This window comes from Leifsonia sp. NPDC102414 (assembly GCF_044765685.1).
In the GTDB taxonomy this organism is placed as follows: domain Bacteria; phylum Actinomycetota; class Actinomycetes; order Actinomycetales; family Microbacteriaceae; genus Leifsonia.
Map to the genome: position 1 here is coordinate 935,316 of NZ_JBIWKN010000001.1, position 16,076 is coordinate 951,391.

General features: G+C 68.8%; 15 protein-coding genes. All 15 read right to left on the reverse strand.

Translation table 11 applies throughout. The features are described from left to right. Window positions 1-20: 20 nt before the first annotated feature. Window positions 21-389: an RNA polymerase-binding protein RbpA gene (locus ACIRCZ_RS04500; RefSeq protein WP_055894014.1), complete on the reverse strand. Its 369-nt coding sequence runs from the start codon at window positions 387-389 to the stop codon at window positions 21-23. 27 nt (window positions 390-416) lie between these two features. Further along, complete coding sequence (gene secG / locus ACIRCZ_RS04505; RefSeq protein ID WP_055894015.1) at window positions 417-668, reverse strand: preprotein translocase subunit SecG; 252 nt, start codon at window positions 666-668, stop codon at window positions 417-419. A gap of 68 nt (window positions 669-736) precedes the next feature. Next, window positions 737-1,540, reverse strand: coding sequence for a triose-phosphate isomerase (tpiA, locus tag ACIRCZ_RS04510; RefSeq protein WP_402850080.1), 804 nt, complete (start codon window positions 1,538-1,540; stop codon window positions 737-739). Next, window positions 1,528-2,745, reverse strand: a complete 1,218-nt coding sequence (locus tag ACIRCZ_RS04515) for a phosphoglycerate kinase (RefSeq protein WP_402850083.1) — start codon at window positions 2,743-2,745, stop codon at window positions 1,528-1,530. The genes tpiA and ACIRCZ_RS04515 overlap by 13 nt, the downstream gene beginning before the upstream one ends. 15 nt (window positions 2,746-2,760) lie before the next feature. Beyond that, window positions 2,761-3,771 (reverse strand): type I glyceraldehyde-3-phosphate dehydrogenase, encoded by a 1,011-nt coding sequence (gene gap / locus ACIRCZ_RS04520; protein WP_402850086.1) that lies wholly within the window; start codon window positions 3,769-3,771, stop codon window positions 2,761-2,763. 102 nt (window positions 3,772-3,873) lie between these two features. Next, window positions 3,874-4,500 carry a superoxide dismutase gene (locus ACIRCZ_RS04525; protein WP_055894023.1) on the reverse strand — a complete coding sequence of 209 codons (627 nt, stop codon included), beginning with the start codon at window positions 4,498-4,500 and terminating at the stop codon, window positions 3,874-3,876. A gap of 116 nt (window positions 4,501-4,616) precedes the next feature. Continuing rightward, window positions 4,617-5,597 (reverse strand): DNA-binding protein WhiA, encoded by a 981-nt coding sequence (gene whiA, locus ACIRCZ_RS04530; RefSeq protein WP_055894025.1) that lies wholly within the window; start codon window positions 5,595-5,597, stop codon window positions 4,617-4,619. Between the two features lie 57 nt (window positions 5,598-5,654). Next, entirely contained in the window at window positions 5,655-6,530 is an 876-nt protein-coding gene (rapZ, locus tag ACIRCZ_RS04535; protein WP_055894028.1) for an RNase adapter RapZ, read from the reverse strand. 36 nt (window positions 6,531-6,566) lie between these two features. Then, window positions 6,567-8,564, reverse strand: a complete 1,998-nt coding sequence (gene uvrC / locus ACIRCZ_RS04540) for an excinuclease ABC subunit UvrC (protein ID WP_055894030.1) — start codon at window positions 8,562-8,564, stop codon at window positions 6,567-6,569. An 8-nt stretch (window positions 8,565-8,572) separates the two neighbouring features. After that, window positions 8,573-11,449: an excinuclease ABC subunit UvrA gene (uvrA, locus tag ACIRCZ_RS04545; RefSeq protein WP_402851653.1), complete on the reverse strand. Its 2,877-nt coding sequence runs from the start codon at window positions 11,447-11,449 to the stop codon at window positions 8,573-8,575. Between the two features lie 201 nt (window positions 11,450-11,650). Next, window positions 11,651-12,181, reverse strand: coding sequence for a hypothetical protein (locus ACIRCZ_RS04550; protein ID WP_157480235.1), 531 nt, complete (start codon window positions 12,179-12,181; stop codon window positions 11,651-11,653). Continuing rightward, entirely contained in the window at window positions 12,178-13,602 is a 1,425-nt protein-coding gene (locus ACIRCZ_RS04555; RefSeq protein ID WP_402850093.1) for a DUF58 domain-containing protein, read from the reverse strand. The genes ACIRCZ_RS04550 and ACIRCZ_RS04555 overlap by 4 nt, the downstream gene beginning before the upstream one ends. Continuing rightward, the gene (locus ACIRCZ_RS04560) at window positions 13,599-14,675 is read right to left on the reverse strand and encodes an AAA family ATPase (RefSeq protein WP_402850096.1); all 1,077 of its coding nucleotides are present in this window, start codon (window positions 14,673-14,675) and stop codon (window positions 13,599-13,601) included. The genes ACIRCZ_RS04555 and ACIRCZ_RS04560 overlap by 4 nt, the downstream gene beginning before the upstream one ends. Further along, complete coding sequence (locus tag ACIRCZ_RS04565) at window positions 14,672-15,343, reverse strand: hypothetical protein (protein WP_402850099.1); 672 nt, start codon at window positions 15,341-15,343, stop codon at window positions 14,672-14,674. Before ACIRCZ_RS04565 ends, ACIRCZ_RS04560 begins: the two co-directional genes overlap by 4 nt. Beyond that, window positions 15,340-16,071, reverse strand: a complete 732-nt coding sequence (locus ACIRCZ_RS04570; RefSeq protein ID WP_402850102.1) for a DUF4129 domain-containing protein — start codon at window positions 16,069-16,071, stop codon at window positions 15,340-15,342. The genes ACIRCZ_RS04565 and ACIRCZ_RS04570 overlap by 4 nt, the downstream gene beginning before the upstream one ends. Between the last annotated feature and the right edge of the window lie 5 nt (window positions 16,072-16,076).

The following is a 16,076-nucleotide window of genomic DNA, read 5'->3' on the forward strand; positions in this document are numbered from 1 at the left end:
GGGCTTTGTGCTGTACTGCGCTAGTTGGTGGGGCTCAGCTTGCCGCGACGAGCACGGAGCTGGTTGAGCGCGTCCTCGAGGAGCTGCTCGGCTTCCTCCTCCGTGCGACGTTCCTTCACATAGGCCAGGTGCGTCTTGTACGGCTCGAGCTTGGTGACCGACGGCGGGTTCTCCTTGTCGCGGCCGGCGGGCAGGCCCGACGACGGCGAGTCGATCACATCGGGGATCTCTTCCTCGGGGAGGTTGGCCGCGAAGTGGCGGACCGTCTCATTCCCGAGGGCGTCCCAGTAAGAGATGGTGATGCGCTCAGCGTGGAATCCACGATCCTGCTCCCCCATCGGGCCCGCGCCGACGCGCGAACCCCGAATTGCACTTCCTCCGGATGCCATGCTGCTCCTCGTGGTGAACTAGGGCGCCTACGCGCCGGAATCGAACTTGGTGATGAGTCCGAGCACGACGATGCAGATGATCCAGACGAGCCCGAGAACCACGGTGATGCGGTTCAGGTTGCGCTCGGCGACACCGGATGCGCCGAGGTTGGAGGTGACGCCTCCGCCGAACATGTCGGAGAGACCACCACCGCGCCCCTTGTGCAGGAGGATGAGCAGCGTCAGCAGGAGGCTGGTGATACCCAGCAGGACCTGCAGGACGACCTGGAGAATTTGCACGACGTACCTTTCGCAAAGCACCCGGACTCAGCGCCCGGGAAGACCAACGACCAGTATAACCGGTGGGGTCAGAGTCCGACGTGCTTCTGGTATCGCACGATGCTCGCGAACTCGGCGACATCGAGGCTCGCGCCTCCGACGAGGGCTCCGTCGACGTTCGGCTCGCGCATGAAACTCGCGACGTTGCCGGACTTCACCGAGCCGCCGTAGAGGATGCGTGTCTTCGCAGCGACGTCCTCGCCGAGCACCTCGACCAGCACGGCGCGCAATGCGGCACAGACCTGCTCGGCCTGCTCGGGCGTCGCGGCCTGGCCGGAGCCGATCGCCCAGACGGGCTCGTACGCCACCACCAGGTCGGCGGCAGAGGAGACGTTCGCCAGAGCGGCGCGCAGCTGGGCGACGGGCACGGCGCTCGCGCCGTGGACCTCGAGGTCCTCCGCCGTCTCGCCGACGCAGATGATCGGCGACAGGTTGTGCGACAGCGCCGCAGCGACCTTGCCGGCGACCTGCTCGTCCGTCTCTCCGTGCAGCGTGCGCCGCTCCGAGTGACCGATGATCACGTAGCGGCACTCGAGCTGCGCGAGGAAGGTCGCGGAGATCTCACCCGTGTACGCGCCGGACTCATGCTCCGAGACGTCCTGCCCGCCGAAGGCGAGCGGGAGCTTGTCGGCCGACACCAAGGTCTGCACGCTGCGCAGGTCGGTGAACGGCGGGAACACCGCGACCTCGACACTGGCGAAGTCGTGGTTCGCGTCCTTGAGGCTCCACGCGAGCTTCTGGACGAACGCGATCGCCTGCAGGTGATCGAGGTTCATCTTCCAGTTGCCTGCGATGAGCGGCGTGCGCCGCACTGATGAGCTCACTGCTGCCATCCGAGGACCTCCAGTCCCGGCAGGTGCTTGCCTTCGAGGAACTCGAGGCTCGCACCGCCACCCGTAGAAATGTGACCGAACTGGTCGTCTGAGAAACCGAGAGCGCGCACGGCGGCGGCGGAGTCGCCCCCGCCGACGACCCCGAGGCCGTCGATCTCGGTGAGCGCCTGCGCGACGGCCTTGGTGCCTGCGGCGAACGGTGCGAGTTCGAACACGCCCATCGGGCCGTTCCAGAACACGGTGCGTGCACCGCGGATGTACTCGCCGAACAGCGTGCCCGTCTCCGGGCCGATGTCGAGCCCGAGTCCTGCGGAGCCCCAGTCGGTGTTCTCGATGCCGTCTATGGGACGCACGACGTGCTCCGCATCGGCACCGAACTTCGACGCCACCACGACGTCGCGCGGGAGGACGATCTCGACGCCCAGCTCCTTCGCCTTCGCGAGGTAGCCCTTGACGGTGTCGATCTGGTCGGCCTCCAGCAGGCTGGAGCCGACGGGGTGGCCGAGTGCCGCGAGGAAGGTGAAGAGCATCCCACCGCCGATGAGCAGCGAGTCGACCCGCGGAAGCAGGTGGCCGATGACGCCGAGCTTGTCGGACACCTTCGAGCCGCCGAGGACGACGACGTACGGCCGCTCCGGATTCTCCGTGAGGCGGTCGAGCACATCCAGTTCGGTGGCGATCAGCTGTCCGGCAGCGCTTGGGATGGCCTTCGCCAGCTCGTAGACGCTCGCCTGCTTGCGGTGCACGACGCCGAAGCCGTCGGAGACGAAGGCGTCGCCGAACGCGGCGAGCTTCGCGGCGAATGCCTCGCGCTCGGCCTCGTCCTTGCTGGTCTCGCCAGGGTTGAAGCGGAGGTTCTCCAGCAGCGCGACGTCGCCGTCCTGCAGGCCGGCGACCGCGTCCTGGGCGCCGGAGCCGACGGTGTCCTTGGCGAAGGTCACCGGCTTGCCCAGCAGCTCCGAGAGCCGCTGGGCAACCGGCGCCAGGCTGTACTTCGCGTCCGGGGCGCCCTCCGGGCGTCCCAGGTGGGAGATGACGACCACCTTCGCGCCCTGATTGATCAGGGCGTTCAGGGTGGGAATCGACGCTCGCACGCGGCCATCGTCCGTGATCTGGCCGTCCTTCAGAGGGACGTTCAGATCACAGCGGACGATGACCACCTTGCCGGCGAGCGAACCGAGTGAATCGAGTGTGCGGAGCGTCACGTCGGTTCCCTGTCGTTAGAGGCGCTCGGCCACGTACTCGGTCAGGTCGACGAGACGGTTGGAGTAACCCCACTCGTTGTCGTACCAGGACGCGACCTTGACCTGCGTGCCGCCGATGACCTTGGTCAGGCCGGCGTCGAAGATCGACGAGTGCGGGTCGCTGACGATGTCGGTGGAGACGATCGGGTCCTCGGTGTACTTGAGGATGCCCTTGAGCGGGCCTTCGGCAGCAGCCTTGTACGCCGCGTTGACCTGCTCGACCGTGACCGGGTTGGCGACCTCGACCGTGAGGTCGGTGATCGAGCCGGTGATGACCGGGACGCGGAGCGCGTAGCCGTCCAGCTTGCCGACGAGCTCGGGGATGACCAGGCCGAGAGCCTTGGCGGCTCCGGTGGAGGTCGGGATGATGTTGGCGGCGGCTGCACGGGCGCGACGGAGGTCGCTGTGCGGGCCGTCCTGCAGGTTCTGGTCCGCCGTGTATGCGTGGACCGTGGTCATGAGACCGCGCTCGATGCCGAAGTTGTCGAGCAGGACCTTCGCGAGCGGTGCGAGGCAGTTGGTGGTGCAGGAGGCGTTCGACAGGATGTCGCTCACGGCGCTGTCGTAGGTCTCCTCGTTGACGCCGAGGACGATCGTGGCCACGTCGTCGCCGGTGGCGGGAGCGGAGACGATGACCTTCTTGGCGCCGCCGGCGATGTGCTTGCGCGCATCCTCCGACTTGGTGAAGCGGCCGGTGGACTCGATGACGATGTCGACGCCCAGCTCGCCCCACGGGAGGTTGGCGGGGTCGCGCTCTTCGAGGACCTTGATGGCCTTGCCGTTGACGATGATGTTGTCGCCGTCGAGCTCGACCGTCGCATCCAGACGACCGGTGATCGAGTCGTACTTGAGCAGGTGCGCGAGCGCCTTGTTGTCGGTCAGGTCGTTGACGGCGACGATCTCGAGGTCGCTGCCCTTGGACAGAGCGGCACGGAAGAAGTTACGACCAATGCGACCGAACCCGTTGATTCCGATCTTTACGGACACAGATGTCTCCAGTTACTTGATGGGCGCCCGACGGCGCGGTGTTGTGGGTATGGGGCGGACGGCGGTGTCCCGGGCGGCGAACCATCCGGGACACCGTTCCCGCTATGACAGTAGCAGCAGGCCGGAGGTCTTCTCGCGCGCCCTGGTGAAGCGCTCCTGAACGTCGCCCCAGTTGGTGATGTTCCAGAATGCCTTGACGTAATCCGCCTTCACATTCACGTAGTCCAGGTAGAACGCGTGCTCCCACATGTCGAGGAGAAGGAGCGGAACCGTGGCCGCCGCGAGGTTGCCCTGGTGGTCGTAGAGCTGCTCGATGATGAGCTTCTGCCCGAGCGAGTCCCAGGCCAGGATCGACCAGCCGGAGCCCTGGATGCCGAGAGCGGATGCGGTGAAGTGCGCACGGAACTTGTCGAACGATCCGAAGAACTCGTCGATCGCGGCCGCGAGCTCGCCGGTGGGCTTGTCGCCGCCGTCCGGCGACAGGTTGTTCCAGAACACCGTGTGGTTGACGTGACCCGCGAGGTTGAACGCGAGGTCTTTCTGGAGCTTGTTGACGTTGCCGAGGTCATCGGCGTCGCGCGCCTCTGCCAGCTTGGCGATGGCGGTGTTCGCACCGTCGACATACGCCTTGTGGTGCTTGTCGTGGTGCAGCTCCATGATCCGACCACTGATGTTCGGCTCAAGCGCCGAGTAATCGTATGGAAGGTCTGCGAGCGTGTAGTCAGCCATTACTCATCTCCTCATGTGGTTCCCTGCGCGATCGGTTCGCGCCGGGCTTCGAGCGACGTTTCCAGTCTACTGAGCGCAACGGTCTTGGCCACCGGTTGCTTCCCCAGGGTGAGGGGCTATACCTCGTCGAGGTCCGACGGCAGGTTCGCCTCGGTGCCGGGGATGCCGAGGTCGACGGCCTTCTTGTCCGCCATGGCGAGCAGCCGGCGGATGCGGCCGGCGACAGCGTCCTTCGTCATCGGCGGGTCGGCGTGGTGACCGAGCTCGTCGAGGCTCGAGTCGCGGAAGTTCAGGCGAAGCTCACCGGCGTAGCGCAGGTGGTCAGGAACGTCGTCGCCCAGGATCTCCATGGCGCGCTCGACGCGGGCGCAGGCGGCGACGGCGGCCTGCGCGGAGCGGCGCAGGTTGGCGTCGTCGAAGTTCACGAGACGGTTCGCCGTGGCGCGCACCTCGCGCCGCTGGCGCAGCTGCTCCCAGTTCTCGACGGTCTTGGCAGCTCCCATGTGGACGAGCATCGCGCTGATGGCATCGCCGTCGCGGATCACGACGCGGTGCACGCCGCGGACCTCGCGCGCCTTCGCGGCCACGCCGAGGCGGCCTGCGGCGCCGACGAGGGCCATCGCCGACTCGTTGCCGGGGCAGGTGATCTCCAGGGCGGCGGAACGGCCGGGGTCGGTGAGCGAGCCGTGGGCGAGGAACGCACCGCGCCAGACGGCGGCGAGCTCGTCGCGGGAACCGGTGGTGAGGCGGTTCGGGAGGCCGCGGATCGGCCGGCGACGCGCATCCAGCAGGCCGGTCTGACGGGCGAGGGTCTCCCCGCCGTCGAGCACGCGGACCAGGTACTGGCTGGTGCGGCGGAGGCCGGAGGCCGAGATCACGGAGACCTCGCTGCGAACGCCGTAGAGCTCTGCCAGGTCTTTCCTGACCCTGCGGGCCAGCTCTGGCGTGTCCAGCTCGCTCTCGACGGCGATGCGGCCGCTGATCAGGTGCAGCCCACCGGAGAACCGCAGGATGGTCGCGAGTTCGGCTGCCCGGACGGTGGTCTTACTGACCTCGACCTTCGTGAGTTCGTCTTTGACGTCGGCGGTGAGAGCCAATCGTGTTCCTTTTCTGTCGAACGGCCTGTCGTGGGGCCGTGGAGGGTGTGGCCGGCTTCATTCACGGCCGAGGTCGCGGTGTTTTGTGTTCACCGCGAGCCCTGGGATCTCTTTCAACCGGGCGGCGAGCTCTTCCGCAATCGCCACGGACCGGTGTTTTCCCCCCGTGCAGCCTACCGCGATCGTGGCGTGCCTTTTGTTCTCGCGCTGGTAGCCGTCCAGGATCGGGCGCAGTGCGGACACGTATGCGTCGATGAACTCCTGCGCTCCCCGCTGCTCCAGGACGAAGTCGCGCACCACGGCGTCGAGGCCGGTGAACGGGCGCAGCTCCGGGTTCCAGAACGGATTGGGCAGGAAGCGGGCGTCCGTCACCAGGTCGGCGTCCGCGGGGAGGCCGTATTTGAAGCCGAAGCTCATCAGCGTGACCTGGACGCCTGCGGTGTTCTCCGCCGCGAACGTCTCCGTGATGTTGGTGGCGAGCTGGTGGATGTTCAGATCCGAGGTGTCGACGATGATGTCGCTCGCCTCGCGGATCTCCCGCAGCCGGGTGCGCTCCGCGGTGATGCCGTCGAGGATCGTGCCGTCGCCCTGCAGCGGGTGCGGCCTGCGCACCTGCTCGAACCGGCGCACCAGGACGGCGTCCGTCGCCTCCAGGAACAGCACGCGCACCTTGGTGCCCTCCCGCAGGCTCTGGATGAGGTCGCGCAGGTCGACGAAGAAGTTCCGGCCGCGCACATCCACCACGGCGGCGATGCGCGGAAGCCCGGACTCTGCGCGATTCGCGAGCTCGATCAGGGGGCGCAGCATCTGGGGAGGAAGGTTGTCGACCACGTACCAGTCGAGGTCTTCGAGTGCGTTTGCGACTGTGGACCTCCCTGCTCCCGACATCCCGGTCACGATCAGCACTTCCTGCTGCTCGGTGTCGGTGCTCATCAGCCTTGTCCTCCGCTCGAAAGGTGTCCCCCAAGACTAGCGACTGGCGAGTCGTTCATGGATGGCCGCGGCCAGGGTCGGACCCACTCCGCGCACATGCGCGATCTCGTCCGGCGTCGCCTTCCTGAGCTGCGCGACCGACCCGAAGTGCTTCAGCAGCTCCTTCACCCTCGACGGTCCGAGTCCGGGTATCTCGCCGAGCACCGAACCGATGTCGCGCTTGCGCTTCGCGCGCTGGTAGGTGATGGCGAACCTGTGTGCCTCGTCGCGGATGCGCTGGATGAGGAAGAGGGCGTCGCTGTTGCGTGGGAGGATGACGGGGAAGTCGGAGTCCGGCAGCCAGATCTCCTCGAGACGCTTGGCGATGCCGACCAGCTGGATGCCCTGAACACCGGACTCCTCGAGCGCCCGCCTGGCCGCCGCGACCTGCGGCTGCCCGCCGTCGACGATGAGCAGGTTGGGCGGGTACGCGAACTTCTTGCGCCGTTTCTCCGCCGCCTCGGCGAGCTCTGCGTCGATGTCGATCGACGGGTCGTCTCCGTCGTTGGCGGAGTCGGCGGCATCCACCGGCGGCTCCGCCTGCTGCTCGTCGGCGTCGGCGAACTCCGCTTCCGGGTTCTTGAGGTAGGCCAGCCTGCGCGTGATGACCTGGTAGATCGACTCGGTGTCGTCCGTGGACTCCGGGATGCTGAACCGCCGGTACTGGTCTTTACGCGGCAGGCCGTCCTCGAACACGACCATCGACGCGACGATGTTCGTGCCGCTGAGGTGCGAGACGTCGTAGCACTCCATCCGGAGCGGGGCGTCGGCCATGCCGAGCGCATCCTGGATGTCGTTGAGCGCCTTGGACCGCGCGACGAAGTCCGAGCTGCGCCTGGTCTTGTAGAGCACGAGCGCGTTCTTCGCGTTCATCTCGACCGTCTGGGCGAGCGCCGCCTTGTCGCCACGCTGCGCGACACGCAGCTCGACGCGGCCGGAGAGCCGTCCGCGCGACGCAGCAGGGTCGCCGATCTCCTGCCTGCGCGCCGTCAGCCACTGCTCGAGTTCGACGGCGTCGTCGGGGAGTTCCGGCACCAGGATCTCGCGCGGCGGCGCATCCGCGCCCTCGTAGGCGTTCTGCACGACCGTCTCGACGAGGTCGCCGAGTTCGACGTCGAGTTCCTTGTCGACCACCCAGCTCCGCACACCGCGGATGCGGCCCCCGCGCACGATGAACTGCTGCACGGCGGCCGCCAGCTCGTCGTGCGCGATGCCGAACACGTCGGCATCCACGTTGTCGGGAAGCACGACGGCGCTCTTGCCCATCGCGGCCTCCAGCGCCTGGATGGCGTCGCGATGCCTGGCCGCCGCCTCGTAATCCTGGATGCTCGCCGCCGCCTTCATGCGCTCGGTGAGCTGCCGGATGGCCTTGGTGTCGTTGCCCGCCATGAAGGAGACGAAGTCCTCGGCGAGCCCTCGGTGATCCTCGGGGCTGATCCTGCCGACGCAGGGCGCGGCGCATTTGCCGATGTCGCCGAGCAGGCAGGGTCGTCCCGTCAGCTCCGCTCGGCGGTAGACGCCGTCGGAGCAACTCCGCATCGGGAACGCCTTGAGCATCAGGTCCACCGTGTCCCTGATCGCCCACACCTTCGTGTACGGGCCGAAGTACCGCGCATCCTTCACCCCGCGGTTGCGCGTCACCATCACCCTCGGGATGCGGTCCCCCAACGTCACGGCCAGGTACGGGTACGACTTGTCGTCCCGGAACTGGACGTTGAACGGCGGGTTGAACTCCTTGATCCAGGTGTACTCGAGCTGCAGGGCCTCGAACTCGGACGCGACGACCGTCCACTCCACGGAGGCGGCGGTGGTCACCATGCGCCTGGTGCGCTCGTGCAGGCTGCGGAGCGGCTGGAAGTAGTTGCTCAGCCTCGCGCGGAGGTTCTTCGCCTTGCCGACGTAGAGCACGCGCCGGTTGGCGTCGCGGAACCGGTACACGCCCGGCTGGGTCGGGATCTCCCCGGCCTTGGGCCGGTAGCTGACGGTGTCTGCCACCGCGTGCCCTACGCGGCGCCCCGGGCGCTCTCGCCCTGCAGGATCTCCTTGAGGAAGTACCCGGTGTGGCTTCCCGGGGTCTCCGCGACGCGCTCCGGCGTACCGGTCGCGATGACCTCGCCACCGCCCGCTCCGCCCTCCGGGCCCATGTCGATGATCCAGTCGGCCGACTTGATCACGTCGAGGTTGTGCTCGATGACGATGACGGTGTTTCCCTTGTCGAGGAGCCCGTTGAGCACCAGCAGCAGCTTGCGCACGTCTTCGAAGTGCAGCCCGGTGGTCGGCTCGTCGAGCACGTAGACGCTGCGGCCGTTGGAGCGGCGCTGCAGTTCGGTGGCGAGCTTGACGCGCTGCGCCTCGCCCCCGGACAGCGTCGTGGCGCTCTGGCCGAGCCGCACGTAGCCGAGACCGACGTCCACCAGCGTCTGCAGGAAGCGGTGGATCGCCGAGATCGGCCGGAAGAACTCCGCCGCCTCGCTGATCGGCATGTCGAGCACTTCCGCGATGTTCTTGCCCTTGTAGTGCACGGCCAGGGTGTCGCGGTTGTAGCGCGCTCCCCCGCAGACCTCGCACGCGACGTAGACGTCAGGCAGGAAGTTCATCTCGATCTTGATCGTGCCGTCGCCTGAGCACGCCTCGCAGCGCCCGCCCTTGACGTTGAAGCTGAACCGGCCGGGCAGATAACCGCGCGACTTCGCTTCCATCGTCTCGGAGAACAGCGTGCGGATGCGGTCGAAGACGCCGGTGTACGTCGCCGGGTTGGACCGAGGCGTGCGGCCGATCGGCGCCTGGTCGACGTGGACGACCTTGTCGAGGTTCTCCAGACCGGTGACCGCCTTGTGCTTGCCTGGCAGCTTGCGAGCACCGTTGAGCTTGTTGGCGAGCACCCGGTAGAGGATGTCGTTGACGAGCGACGACTTGCCGGAGCCGCTCACGCCGGTGACGGCCACGAACGTGCCAAGCGGGAAGTCGACCGTGACCTTCTTCAGGTTGTTGGCCTCAGCGCCGACCACGGAGATCATGCGCTTCTTGTCGATCTTGCGGCGCTTCGCCGGGATCTCGATCTCCTTGCGGCCGGAGAGGTAGTCGCCGGTGAGCGATTCCCTGTTCTGCAGCAGCTCGTCGTACGAGCCGGAGTGCACGACGTGTCCGCCGTTGACGCCGGCGCCCGGTCCGATGTCGACCACCCAGTCCGCTGTGCGGATGGTGTCTTCGTCGTGTTCGACCACGATGAGCGTGTTTCCGAGGTCGCGCAGGGCGACGAGGGTGTCGATCAGGCGACGGTTGTCGCGCTGGTGCAGCCCGATGCTCGGCTCGTCGAGCACGTACAGCACGCCCGTGAGGCCGGAGCCGATCTGCGTGGCCAGCCGGATGCGCTGGGCCTCTCCACCGGAGAGGGTTGCGGCAGCGCGCGACAGGTCGAGGTAGTTGAGCCCGACCTGGATGAGGAAGTCGAGACGGAGCTTGATCTCGCGCAGCACCTGAGCGGCGATCTTCTCCTCGCGCTCGGTGAGGTGGAGCTTGTCCATGAAGAGCCTGGCGTCGCTGAGGCTGAGCTCCGACGCATCCGCGATGCTCGCACCGTGCACGAGGACGGCGAGGACCTCCGGCTTGAGGCGCTTGCCCCCGCACACGGAGCACGGGACCTCGCGCAGGTACTCCGCCCAGCGGGCGCGCTGCGTGTCCGTCTCGGCCTGCAGGTACTGGCGCTCGATGTACGGGACGACTCCCTCGAAGCCCGAGGTGTAGCTCATCTCACGGCCGTACCGGTTCTTCCACTTGACCTTGACCTCGAAGTTGTCGCCGCGCATGACCGCGTTGCGCACCTCTTCCGAGAGCTTCTTCCACGGAGTCTTCAGCGAGAACTTCAGGTCGCGGGCGAGGCCGTCGAGCAGCTTCTCGTAGTACTGGAACAGCCCCTTGCCCTGGGTGGTCCACGGGATGATGACGCCCTCGGCGAGGCTGACGTCCTCGTCGCCCAGCAGCAGGTCCTCGTCCACGGCCATGCGGGTGCCGAGGCCGGAGCACTCAGGGCAGGCGCCGAACGGTGCGTTGAACGAGAACGTACGCGGCTCGATCTCGGTGAGCTGGATGGGGTGGTTGTTGGGGCAGGACAGCTTCTCGCTGAACGTGCGCCAGGCATCAGGGCCTTCTTCGTCGACGAAGTTGACCTGGACGAGACCGTCCGTGAGGCGCAGGGCCGTCTCCAGCGAGTCGGTCAGTCTGCTCAGGATGTCCGGACCGGCGACCAGACGGTCGACGACCACGGAGATGTCGTGCTTGTACTGCTTCTTGAGCGTCGGCGGATCGCTGAGCTGTACCGGCTCTCCGTCGACGAGCGCTCGGGAGTATCCGCTGGCCGCGAGCTCTTTGAAGAGATCGACGAACTCGCCCTTCTTCTGCGACACGACCGGGCTCAGCACCTGGTAGCGCCTGCCGGTCTCGAGCTCCATGAGCTGGTCGGCGATCTGCTGAACGGTCTGGCGCTGGATGGGTTCTCCGCAGACAGGGCAGTGCGGCACGCCGATGCGCGCCCAGAGCAGACGCATGTAGTCGTAGATCTCGGTGATCGTGCCGACCGTGGACCGCGGGTTGCGGTTGGTGGACTTCTGGTCGATGGAGACGGCTGGGCTCAGACCCTCGATGAAGTCGACGTCCGGCCGGTCCACCTGCCCGAGGAACTGGCGCGCATACGCAGACAGCGATTCGACGTAGCGGCGCTGTCCCTCGGCGAAGATCGTGTCGAAGGCGAGCGACGACTTGCCGGAGCCGGACAGCCCGGTGAAGACGACGAGCGAATCCCTCGGAATCTCGAGGTCGACGTTGTGCAGGTTGTGCACACGCGCTCCACGCACGCTGAGGTGTGAACCGGTCACCTTGCCCATAACCACCCGATCAATTTCAGTCACTCGATCAATTCTCCGCTACTCTTCGCCGCTCGCCGGCCGTGTTCGCCCAGCGCAGATCGAAGATATGTTCGATTGTACCGGCTCATCGACAGACCTGTCACCGCACGCCGCCGAGTCTATGCCGGACCACCGACATTGCACGGCGGGGGCTCCTGGTTCAGCGGTGCAGGCGGCCGATCACGGGTGCGGGCGGCGGAGCAGCACGGGCGCGGCGACGAGGACGAGGGCAGCGACGGCCACCCCGGCGAGCACGGCCGGCCAGATCACCGCGGACCCGTGCGCTGCGCCGGTGAGCGCGAGCAGCCCGGCCGTGGCCGCCTGCACAGGCACTTGGATGAGAACGAACCGGCGCAGCGACGGCAGCAGGACGGCGGGCTGCAGGCGGGCGAACGGCGGCACCACGAGCATCCACGTCGCCGCGATGTGCAGGGCGTGCGCGCCGGCGATCAGCGCGTACACGCGCCACTCCTCGAGCGACTGGGGATGCAGCAGCACGGTGAACGCGAGCGCTCCGATCAGGAACCAGGCAGTCAGCCAGCGGGGAACCGCGACGGCCGCCGCGGTCAGCGCGAGCGACACGGCCACCCAGAAGCCGGAGTCCGCGACTGTGACGCACAGGGCGACGGCGATGACGCCGAACAGGGCGCGCACGCTCCAGCCCGGCACCGTGAGGCCGAGCTCCGGCTGCGGGGTGGCCGTGTCGCTCATCTGGCCCTCCTCGGTCTGCTCAGCTCGCGCAGGCGCGCATCCCGCGCTCCCGTCGGCAGGCCGGATGCGTCGGCATCCTGCCAGACCAGCACATCGATGCCCGCCGCTGCCAGCCGCCGGAAGCGCAGGGTGCGTTCCAGCTCGACGACCCGCAGCGCAAGCTGCTCCCTCGCAGGCAGGTCGCGCGTGAGCCTGGCGGGGAGCACGTCGACCGCGATCACCCGGTGCCCGGCCGCCCGCCAGACGAGCGCGAGACGCAGCGGCTGCTCGTCGAGGAACGTCGACATCACGTAGACCAGCGCGCCTGGCGCGAGGACCGGGGCGCGGACGCGCTCAGTGGCGGCGCCCCTCGGCGCGGTGAGCTCGACGGCGCGGCGCACCCTGTGCAGGTGGCGCGCGCCGGCGCGGGGCGGGACGGCACGGGCCGGGTCGGCGAGGTCGTCGAAGCCGACCATGTCCCCTGCCGCGACGTACGCCCCGGCGAGCGACCCCACGGCTTCCCTCGCCAGATCCTGCGACGACACCCCGGGCAGGGGATGCAGCGCGGCCCAGTCCGCAACCCTCGCGGTGAGATCGTCCCTGCTGTCGATGACGAACTGCACGGACGCATCCGAGGTCGCCATCGTCCGGCGGACGAAGAGTTCGCCAGTGTTCTGCGCGCGCCTGGCCGTCGCCTTCCAGTCGATGCGGCGCAGCCTGTCCCCCGGCTGGAACCGGTCGACGTCGCGGAACTCGCCGCCGTCGCCAGGCCGAGCGGATGGATGGGGACCGGTCAGGCCGATCAGGTGGGCGGGCAGCGGAAGGCTCCTGATCTGGACGATGCGCGGGCGAACCACTCTGTCGAGCGACGGACCGTCCGCGGTGTCGCCGACGAACGCTGCATCGGCGCCGATCGCTCTGGCGCCGAGCTGCAGCAGCCGCTGGGGACCGGAATGGCCGACGACGATGTGCGTGGCGATGTCGGCGGCGGTGCGCTCGGTGACGACGGCGTCGAGCGGCGCACGGTTCGGGAGGGCGATGCGCACGCCGAACGCGTCGACCGTCGCGGGGGTGGTGACGGAGCCCGCAGCGAGGACACTGGCACCCTGGGCTGGGGCGGTGGCACCCTGGGCTGGGGCAGTGGATGCGGCGGCATCGGCGTGCACGGAGAAGGACAGCTGAATGCGTTCGCCTGGGCGTCGATCCCATCCGAACGCGGCTGCGATCAGCAGCGGAACGCCGACCATCGCCAGTTCGACCCGCCCGGCGACGAAGCCGGCGCCGAGGCAGAGCAGCGCGACGAGCAGGGCCGCGACGACGGCCGGGCTGAGATTCCAGCGGGTGGACGTGGTGCGGGTGGGGGCTGCCGTCTGCACGGCGCCGCCCGACTGCTGGTCTGCGGCCGCCGGGGCGCCTCGTCCGCTCGCCGAGGGGTCGCTCACCCCTGGCGCCCCGCATCCGGCGCTACGGAGGAGACCGCATCCCGCTCGACGTCGGCCGCGTCGCGCGCGGCGCCGATCGACGGAGGGCCTGGGACCGAGTTGACCACCTCGGCCACGACCTGGGAGGCCTGAACTCCGCTCGTCCACGCTTGAACGGTGAGCGAGAGGCGGTGGGCGAGGACGGGGATCGCGACGGCCTTCACGTCGTCGGGGATGACGAAGTCGCGTCCGGCCATCACGGCCCGGGCGCGGGCGACGAGCAGGAGTCCCTGGGAGCCGCGCGGCGACGCTCCCACCTCCACGGAGCGGTGGCGGCGGGTGGCGGCTGCGATGGCGACGCAGTATGCGGCGATGTCCTGGTCGACGTCGACCAGCTCGACGCCGTCCTGCATGGCGCGGAGCGTCGCGCCGTCGATGACCGGCTCGACGGTCGCGATCTCCCTGCGCCTGCTCACGCGGGCGAGGAGGACGCGGCTCTCGCCGTCGGCATCCGGGTAGCCGACGCTCAGGCGGGTCATGAAACGGTCGAGCTGCGCCTCCGGCAGCGCGTACGTTCCCTCGAACTCGATGGGGTTGGAGGTGGCGACGACGTGGAACGGCTGCGGGAGAGGGAAGCTCTGGCCCTCGACCGTCACCTGACCCTCCGCCATCGCCTCGAGCAGGGCCGATTGGGTCTTCGGTGACGTTCGGTTGATCTCGTCGGCGAGGAACAGCCCGGTGAAGATGGGGCCAGGGCGGAACACGAACTCCGCCGTCGACGGGGCGAACACGAAGGAGCCGGTGATGTCCGCCGGAAGCAGGTCGGGGGTGCACTGCAGACGACGGAAGTCGAGTCCGATGGCCGCGGCGATGCTGCGGGCGGCGAGCGTCTTGCCGAGTCCTGGGACGTCCTCGAACAGGACGTGCCCTCCCGCGAGGATGGTGGCGAGAGCCAGCTCGAGGGCCGACCGCATCCCAACGACCACGCTGCCGACCCTGTCGAGCACCTCGGAGCTCAGGCGCGCGATCTCGGCGACGGGGAGTGCTGCGCCCTGCTGCGCGGTGGCCGGGGAGGTTGGGCTGTCGGTGGTCATGGGTGCGGCTCCTGGGGCGGGGTGGGAACGGTGGATGCGGCGGGGGCGGTGGGTAGCGGCCCTGGGGATGGGTCGGGGCCGGCTGCCGCGGTCGCGTCGAGGGGCCCGACCGGGGCGTCTGCGAGGTGGGCGAGGCGGTCGATGATCGCCTCGTAGGTTGCGGCCTTCGGGGACTCGGCGCTGCCGCGACGCAGGAGACGTACCGTGTCCTTTCCGAGGATGCGTGCGATCTCGGCGGCGTCTGCCGGCGCATCCAGGTCGAGGCCGTGGAGGTCGAGTGTCTGGGCGGTCACGGACCGTAGGCGGCGGACCGCCTCCGGCGCGACGCCTCCGCCTTTGGTGTGGAGCGCCCAGCCGAGCTGCGATACGTCGCGTCTGGCGCCGTCGCGCGGGAGCACGGGGTCGGGCGCCCAGCCGACGAACGCCTGGTCGCCGAGCAGCGTCATGCAGACGACCACGGCCAGGAGGACAGCCGCGAGGCCGGCCGCGTGCTCGACGTCGAGGCCGAAGAACCAGGCGAGGAAACCGACCACGACGGCGAGCAGGACGCATCCGGCGATCCGCCAGCGGAGACCGACGGCGAACAAGAGCCTGCGGCTCGGGGCTGTCTCCTGGAGGAGTGCGGCGTCCGGTGCGGGGTGCGAGACGCCCGGCGTCTGCCCGCTCACCGTCCCGCTCCCCCGCTGTCGGCCGCCGCGGAGCGCGGTTCCGCGGTCCAGGACTCGCGGAGCGCGTCCACCGCCTCGCGCGCGCGATGGACGTCGGCGGCGGTGACAGGCGCATCGCTGAAACGCGCGCGGAGGTAGAGCGCGAGCAGGCTGTCGGCCGCGGCTCGGTCGGTGGCCGCGCGGACGACGACGCGCGCCGTGAACTCGCCGGGGGTCTCGGCGGGGAGTCTGCGCATCCCGGAGTCGGTCGCCGCCTCCTCCAGGCCGAGCCAGGCGCGCTCGATGGCGTCGCGGGGTTCGCGACGCTCGCTCAGCCTGTCGTGGGCGAGGTCGAGGCCGCGGCGGACCTGCACCGGCTCCGGATTCGGTTCCTGCTCGGGGACGGCGTCGCCGAGCGCATCAGGCAGGATGGGGAGCACATCGCGTTCCGGGAGCTGGAGGCGGCGGCGCACCGCGCGCCAGATCAGCGCGGCGACGACGACCAGCACCAGGACGGCGGCCGCGACGACGAACCAGGAGATGTCGAACCGGCCCGCCTGGTGCAGCTCGTGCGGCGCAGGGCTGGCGGAGTCCGTCTGCCCTGTGAGGTTCTGCGGCAGCGGCTGCTGCGTGGCGGCGGGCGGGACCCAGCGCATCCCGGAGAAGACCGGAGCGCCCTGCACCGCCAGCGCGATCACGGCGACGAGGGCGAGCGCCGAGCAGGCGAACAGCATGCGATGACGCTTCATCGCCC